General features: G+C 52.5%; 9 protein-coding genes. 7 read left to right on the top strand and 2 right to left on the bottom strand.

From position 1 onward, the window contains the following. The 4 genes from ACRXB1_RS29655 to ACRXB1_RS29640 all read left to right on the top strand — a co-directional run. Positions 1-400 (top strand): lysozyme inhibitor LprI family protein (locus tag ACRXB1_RS29655; RefSeq protein ID WP_449494063.1); only part of this gene is annotated, 400 nt, incomplete at its 5' end. A 69-nt stretch (positions 401-469) separates the two neighbouring features. Next, the gene (locus ACRXB1_RS29650; RefSeq protein WP_449494062.1) at positions 470-895 is read left to right on the top strand and encodes a hypothetical protein; all 426 of its coding nucleotides are present in this window, start codon (positions 470-472) and stop codon (positions 893-895) included. A gap of 90 nt (positions 896-985) precedes the next feature. Further along, positions 986-1,378, top strand: coding sequence for a hypothetical protein (locus ACRXB1_RS29645; protein WP_449494061.1), 393 nt, complete (start codon positions 986-988; stop codon positions 1,376-1,378). 129 nt (positions 1,379-1,507) lie between these two features. Further along, positions 1,508-1,816, top strand: coding sequence for a hypothetical protein (locus ACRXB1_RS29640; RefSeq protein WP_449494060.1), 309 nt, complete (start codon positions 1,508-1,510; stop codon positions 1,814-1,816). A gap of 144 nt (positions 1,817-1,960) precedes the next feature. Here ACRXB1_RS29640 and ACRXB1_RS29635 read toward each other — a convergent pair whose 3' ends face one another. Next, complete coding sequence (locus ACRXB1_RS29635) at positions 1,961-2,413, bottom strand: DUF805 domain-containing protein (protein WP_449494059.1); 453 nt, start codon at positions 2,411-2,413, stop codon at positions 1,961-1,963. 25 nt (positions 2,414-2,438) lie between these two features. Further along, the gene (locus tag ACRXB1_RS29630; protein ID WP_449494058.1) at positions 2,439-2,678 is read right to left on the bottom strand and encodes a hypothetical protein; all 240 of its coding nucleotides are present in this window, start codon (positions 2,676-2,678) and stop codon (positions 2,439-2,441) included. Positions 2,679-3,351: 673 nt separating this feature from the next. Here ACRXB1_RS29630 and ACRXB1_RS29625 point away from each other — a divergent pair. The 3 genes from ACRXB1_RS29625 to tnpB all read left to right on the top strand — a co-directional run. After that, on the top strand, positions 3,352-4,290 hold the full coding sequence (locus ACRXB1_RS29625) for a lysozyme inhibitor LprI family protein (RefSeq protein ID WP_449494057.1): 939 nt from the start codon (positions 3,352-3,354) through the stop codon (positions 4,288-4,290). Between the two features lie 92 nt (positions 4,291-4,382). Then, the gene (locus ACRXB1_RS29620) at positions 4,383-4,811 is read left to right on the top strand and encodes a transposase (RefSeq protein WP_449494056.1); all 429 of its coding nucleotides are present in this window, start codon (positions 4,383-4,385) and stop codon (positions 4,809-4,811) included. Further along, on the top strand, positions 4,787-5,215 hold a 429-nt coding region (gene tnpB / locus ACRXB1_RS29615), incomplete at its 3' end, for an IS66 family insertion sequence element accessory protein TnpB (RefSeq protein WP_449494055.1). The genes ACRXB1_RS29620 and tnpB, both read left to right, overlap by 25 nt.

The following is a 5,215-nucleotide window of genomic DNA, read 5'->3' as shown; positions in this document are numbered from 1 at the left end:
CAAACCTTCCGGAAGTTCGGGCAACCAATCACTGCCGGAACGCTTTATACCTCAATCGAATAAGTCGAAGCGTTATCATAACTACGAGGCTTATGATAGCAATTTGACCGGATCTTGGTCAGCCCCCGAAACGGCGCCGCCGCAGTCTGCAATAGTTGCATCGTTTGACTGCTCGAAAGCTTCATCCAAGATTGAACATTTGATATGTTCAAGTCCACAAACGGCAGATGCGGATCGCCAACTTACGGCGGCCTATCGCACAGCAGCGTTGAAACCGACAGACCAAATGACGCTGAAACAGGACCAGCGCGACTGGATAAAGGTACGGAATGCATGTGATGACGCGGCGTGCTTGCTCAATGTGACTGCCACACGCATCCAGACGTTGTCCGCGATGTGATAGCTCAATTTCAATTGACGAACACCACCTGGTTTTAGGAACCGCCGCCTATCGGCGGTTTTCTCATCAATGCCAGATTTCCAGGGGGAAGATAGGAATGAACTTCACGGAAGCATTTCGCGGTTACGAAGCGCACCAATTAACCCGAAATGGGCTTTTAGCGCGATTGCCGAAAACGGAGACCTTGTCGTCAGCCTGTGGCAACACAAGATCAAGAGGGACCGGAGTTTGGATGCTTTTGCTTATCGAGTTGCCGTGACACGGTCGGGTAAGAACCATCTGGGCCATAAGTTGTTTGCGGAACACCTGCGACAGGCCTTTGAAGTCAACATTCCGCTCCGCGCCGTTGTCGCCACAGCGGATGGTGCGTCATTGGTTGACGACGGCAAAGACGGCAGCACGATCCGCAAGAAATTTCATTTATGGCGAGAGGTTGTTGGTAAGGTTCGCGAATTTGATGGCGACAACTATCTGATCGTTTTCCAACCTGCTTGAGGTACGCTCGCATTCTCAAAAAAGGCAGACTTTTTAAGAATCCCAAAGCTATGCCGTTATACAGTCCTTGGCTCAAATAAGAGGACTGGAATGACGCTTCGTGTGATTGGGACCGGGCTGGTACTGGGCATTCTGGTGGCCGGCTGCGCGACTCCTCCGCAGCAGACAACCGCAGGTGCGGTACGCAGAATGGTAGGCAAGCCCATTGACTACGCCATTGATGCATTAGGGTACCCAACGTCCGACAGGGAAATCGTAGGGCATCGCGTGGTCGCATGGGAGGTAAACGAACAAGTGGGAACGACAGCAGTCTACGACGAGGTCTTGCGAACTAAAATTACAAAGAACGTCGTAAAAAAGTGCAAAATCGAGATGGAGATCGGTTTTGACATGCGGGTCATTCGTGGCCGTAACGAGGGCAGCGAATACGACTGTTCTACTTATCGAGTCGCGATGTACAAGAGAATAAACGATAGAAGTTGACGGTAACGTCTCAAAATACGCCCGTCTTTAACAGAGTTGCAATGCGTCGGTTAAGCGGCGTCAACTGTTGCCGCGACCTTTCGATTAGCAACGGATCACATCCAATAACAAACTCAACCGGGGAAAGCAATGGGTATCAGAAAGTCTATGGAAGAAGAGCTTGTCGTGACGGGCAACCGCAGCGAATGGCTGTCGAAGTGCGTTACGTCGCTGAAGTCAGCCGGATTTACGAAAGTAACCCAGAACGCGAACATCTATCAGATCGAAGCGAATTATAAGAAGTTCATGACGTGGGGTTCACTGACAGTAACGCTGTCGCCATCTGGCAAAGACACGAGGGTCAAGGCGGTTTCGACCGCCAACGTGGACAACATCTTCGCGCTGTTCAAAAGCCCGAATAAGACCATCCTCACTGCGTTCACGGATGGGCTGAAATAACCTTGCCGTCATCGTTGATTCGCGACTCATGCGGCGCATGCGTCGGGAACTGTAGAAATTGGTCGGCGCCAAGATCAAAAAGCCCCAATGTTTTGAGCATTGCGGGCTTTTCTACCGTTCAAAATAACTCAATCTACGGTGGCGTTAGGCTGTTTTTTTGGGATCTGGGCCATACTTATTATCGCCAGACTGACCGTCCTGAGCGAGAAATATAATATTTACGATCGGAAGAAGAATCCACCAACCGCTACGACCAGTGTCGTGCATGCGCCTTACTCCCACTGCGATCGTTGGGAGCAAGACCGCCAGATTGTAAAGGCCATTTAGCACGTCTTTTATATCCATCAAACTGCTGACTATCGCCAAGACCACCGTGATGATCGTGCTGAAAAGTACAAAATACCAGTACTCTTTGCGCCGCGCACGCCCACTGAACGTTGCGTATTTCTTTAATGGCTCCAAATACCAATTTTCTGACCGTTGAGTTGTTGAACCTGCGTGTGGGCTGTGCGCCGCCTGTGGGGCGCCGCAACCGGGGCAGCTAGGCGCAGACTTGTGGAGTTCTTTAGCGCAGCCATGACAGAAAACCATATCCATTTTTCTCTCCTTCCTGACGTGTGGATTATTTATACGTTTGATTTGATATGCCTAGCAGGCACACCGCCGTCATAACCGATAAGGCGATGCCAGCGATTGCCATCCCTTTACCGGCTTTTTTCTGGCTAATCGTCAGCGTTCCGAAGACCAAGGCCGGAATGATGAACAAAAAAAACACTCCCGCTAAGGTGTCTTTATCCCAACCGGAGTCAGCAAACAGGGTGCAGAATGAAAGGATTCCGGTGACAAGCGACGTGATGGACATCCATAGCTTTCCGGCTGACGATTGCGTAACTTCTGTTGGAGTTGCATTTTGAACACCTCCGCATTGGGGGCAGGAAATTGCCGTCTCATGAATCGACTTCGCGCAATGTCTACAGAAATTCATTCAGTTTTCCAAGTTACACACATTCAACCCTTTACACAGCTTCGCCCGTCGCCGCCAAGTGCTCGGGACCGTCATGTGCACGATGCAGCTACTGGAATATCGTCAAACGAGCGAGATACTTTAGGTATTTCTAAAAATTTTTGAATTCGGCCAAAGATATTCAGTTGCGTACCAATCTGTATCGTATTTGAACCCTATGGACGCAGCTCGCCGTTCGCCAACGTGACGACACCGCCGTACTGTACACACCGATGCACTGAGAACCAACGAATGCTGACGGTGCTTCCATAGGCGGTTACTAGACCCCTGGGGAATGGACGACACCCGGTGTTCACCGGCGTTCTGACGGCTTCCCACGTTCCCTGCCCGATGATGTAACCCACGGGCGCTTCATGTCCGGACCGCGACGTTTTCGCGGAACGCACCGAATTCTTGTAAAGAACTTTTTCGGCGGGACGTTAACGGTCGAGTAGGCAACGTACCGACCGGGCGTCGAGTGCTGGATGCTTCGATAGAAGATCTTTTAACGGTTTCGAAAGGAAGTAGCGATATGTCAGTAACGAGATTGATTGCTGTCGGCTTGATAGCCTGTATGCCCGTGTATGCATTTCCTGCGAGTTTCGATTGCCTTAGCGCAACAACCGATGTTGAGAAAATGATATGTTCCACACCGGACCTCTCGCTCGATGACGAAAATTTGGCTGAGTCGTATCAACGTGCGTTAAGGCAAGATTCGGGTGCTCAGGCAGGCCAGAGGGAATGGTTGGCGAAACGGAACCAGTGTGGCGATGCAGACTGTTTGAGGGCTGCCTATATTGGCCGCCTTGACCAGCTATCGAGCATGCCGGATGACCGACCAGCATCCGAAGGATCGACGGTGCCAACCATCGGCGATGCTAACGCAGTGGCGCAAGCAACAGCTACTGCTGACGCAGCACTGAATCCGCAGGCTGCGTCGCCGTCGAATGGCGACAGCCCTCGTCGAGACTCCCTCGTCGATCCACAAGCGCCATCGCCAATCAGTGCAACGCCCGTCGAAGCCAGCCAAGTTACCGACGCAAACACTGCTCCAACGACACCACAGACGGCCAGCACGACAGCAGTTGAACAGACCACAGGCACATCGCCGGGCGGCGATGCGGCATCCGTTCCTACGGCCAGCGAAGGTAAGTCCGACTTCTGGTCCGACGTAAAAGCGTGCGGTGTCATCGCTGCAATCGTGACCTTTCTCATTTTCCGTACAAAATGTTCGAAGTGCGGGAAGCTATTCGCGAAACAAGAATTAGGTCGCGACCTGGTAGATGAACAATACGGCTTCGAAACCGTTACGCGGCAGGACAAGCATAAAGACAGCACCGGTCAAGTGTTTAAGACCGTCGAGCGACAGGAGCAAGTCCAAGTTGTGCATCGGGCGTACAACGTTTTCCACCGTTGCCGCCACTGCGACCATCGCTGGAACACGATGAAGACGACAAAGACAAGTGGTTGACGCGGAACGATGGTAAGCGGTCCGTTGTCAGCGTCTAGCGGAAGCGCCTCACAGTGGCGACCATATGTCCACGTAAATCAACGTGGACATCTATGACTGACATCACCTCAGAGTTAAAAGCGCGGCTTATTGTAGGCCGCAAGCAGGACGGTCGATGCGTGTACGACCCGAAAGCCAAGCGAGAACTGATCGAGGCCTGCAAGGTGCCGGGCGTGTCCGTCGCACGTCTCGCGCTGGACCACGGATTAAACGCAAACTTGTTGCGTACGTGGGTTACGGCTGATAAAAAACGGCGGGCGAGCACCGGGATCGTGCCGGTGGCTAAGACTTTGAACCCGGCGGCAGCGGCTTTCATACCCGTGATTCCAACTCAGGCCCAGCCAAGGGAGACTGCACCTCGCTTGGAGGTTCGATTTCCCAACGGCATCAAGGCTGGATTCGATGATGCCCGAGACGATCAGTTGCTGTCACTACTAGCCACGCTGAGTACCTTGCCATGTTTCGATTCGACGAAGGCTTGAAGGTCTTCCTTCACCGCGACGCCATCGACGGTCGTAAAGGGATTAACGGGTTGGTTGCATTGGTCGAGCAAGCATTGAAACTCGACCCGTTCGCTCCCGCGGTTTATGCCTTTACCAACAAGCGGCGCGACCATGTAAAGCTCATGCTGTGGAACCGAACGGGCTTCTGGCTATTGATCAAACGGTTAGAGGCAGACCGCTTTGCATGGCCCCGCGAGGCGGCAGTTCTTGAGCTGACGGTGGAACAGTTGCACTGGCTGCTCGACGGTGTCGACCTTGCGTATTCCACGCCATCGCGAACAAGGATTCCACGGGAAAAAAATCACGAATTCCACGGCAAAGTTAATGCCGATTCCACGGCAAAGTTAATGCCGATTCCACGGCAAATAGAACAAGGTTTCCAC

This window comes from Caballeronia sp. M23-90 (genome assembly GCF_053574605.1).
This window is presented reverse-complemented; position numbering and strand designations above follow the sequence as displayed.

Bases quoted from the DNA above. Each gene is read 5' to 3' on its own strand.
- ACRXB1_RS29650 (WP_449494062.1), top strand. From the start codon at position 470: ATGCCAGATTTCCAGGGGGAAGATAGGAATGAACTTCACGGAAGCATT.
- ACRXB1_RS29645 (WP_449494061.1), top strand. From the start codon at position 986: ATGACGCTTCGTGTGATTGGGACCGGGCTGGTACTGGGCATTCTGGTG.
- ACRXB1_RS29640 (WP_449494060.1), top strand. From the start codon at position 1,508: ATGGGTATCAGAAAGTCTATGGAAGAAGAGCTTGTCGTGACGGGCAAC.
- ACRXB1_RS29635 (WP_449494059.1), bottom strand. From the start codon at position 2,413: ATGGATATGGTTTTCTGTCATGGCTGCGCTAAAGAACTCCACAAGTCT.
- ACRXB1_RS29630 (WP_449494058.1), bottom strand. From the start codon at position 2,678: ATGTCCATCACGTCGCTTGTCACCGGAATCCTTTCATTCTGCACCCTG.
- ACRXB1_RS29625 (WP_449494057.1), top strand. From the start codon at position 3,352: ATGTCAGTAACGAGATTGATTGCTGTCGGCTTGATAGCCTGTATGCCC.
- ACRXB1_RS29620 (WP_449494056.1), top strand. From the start codon at position 4,383: ATGACTGACATCACCTCAGAGTTAAAAGCGCGGCTTATTGTAGGCCGC.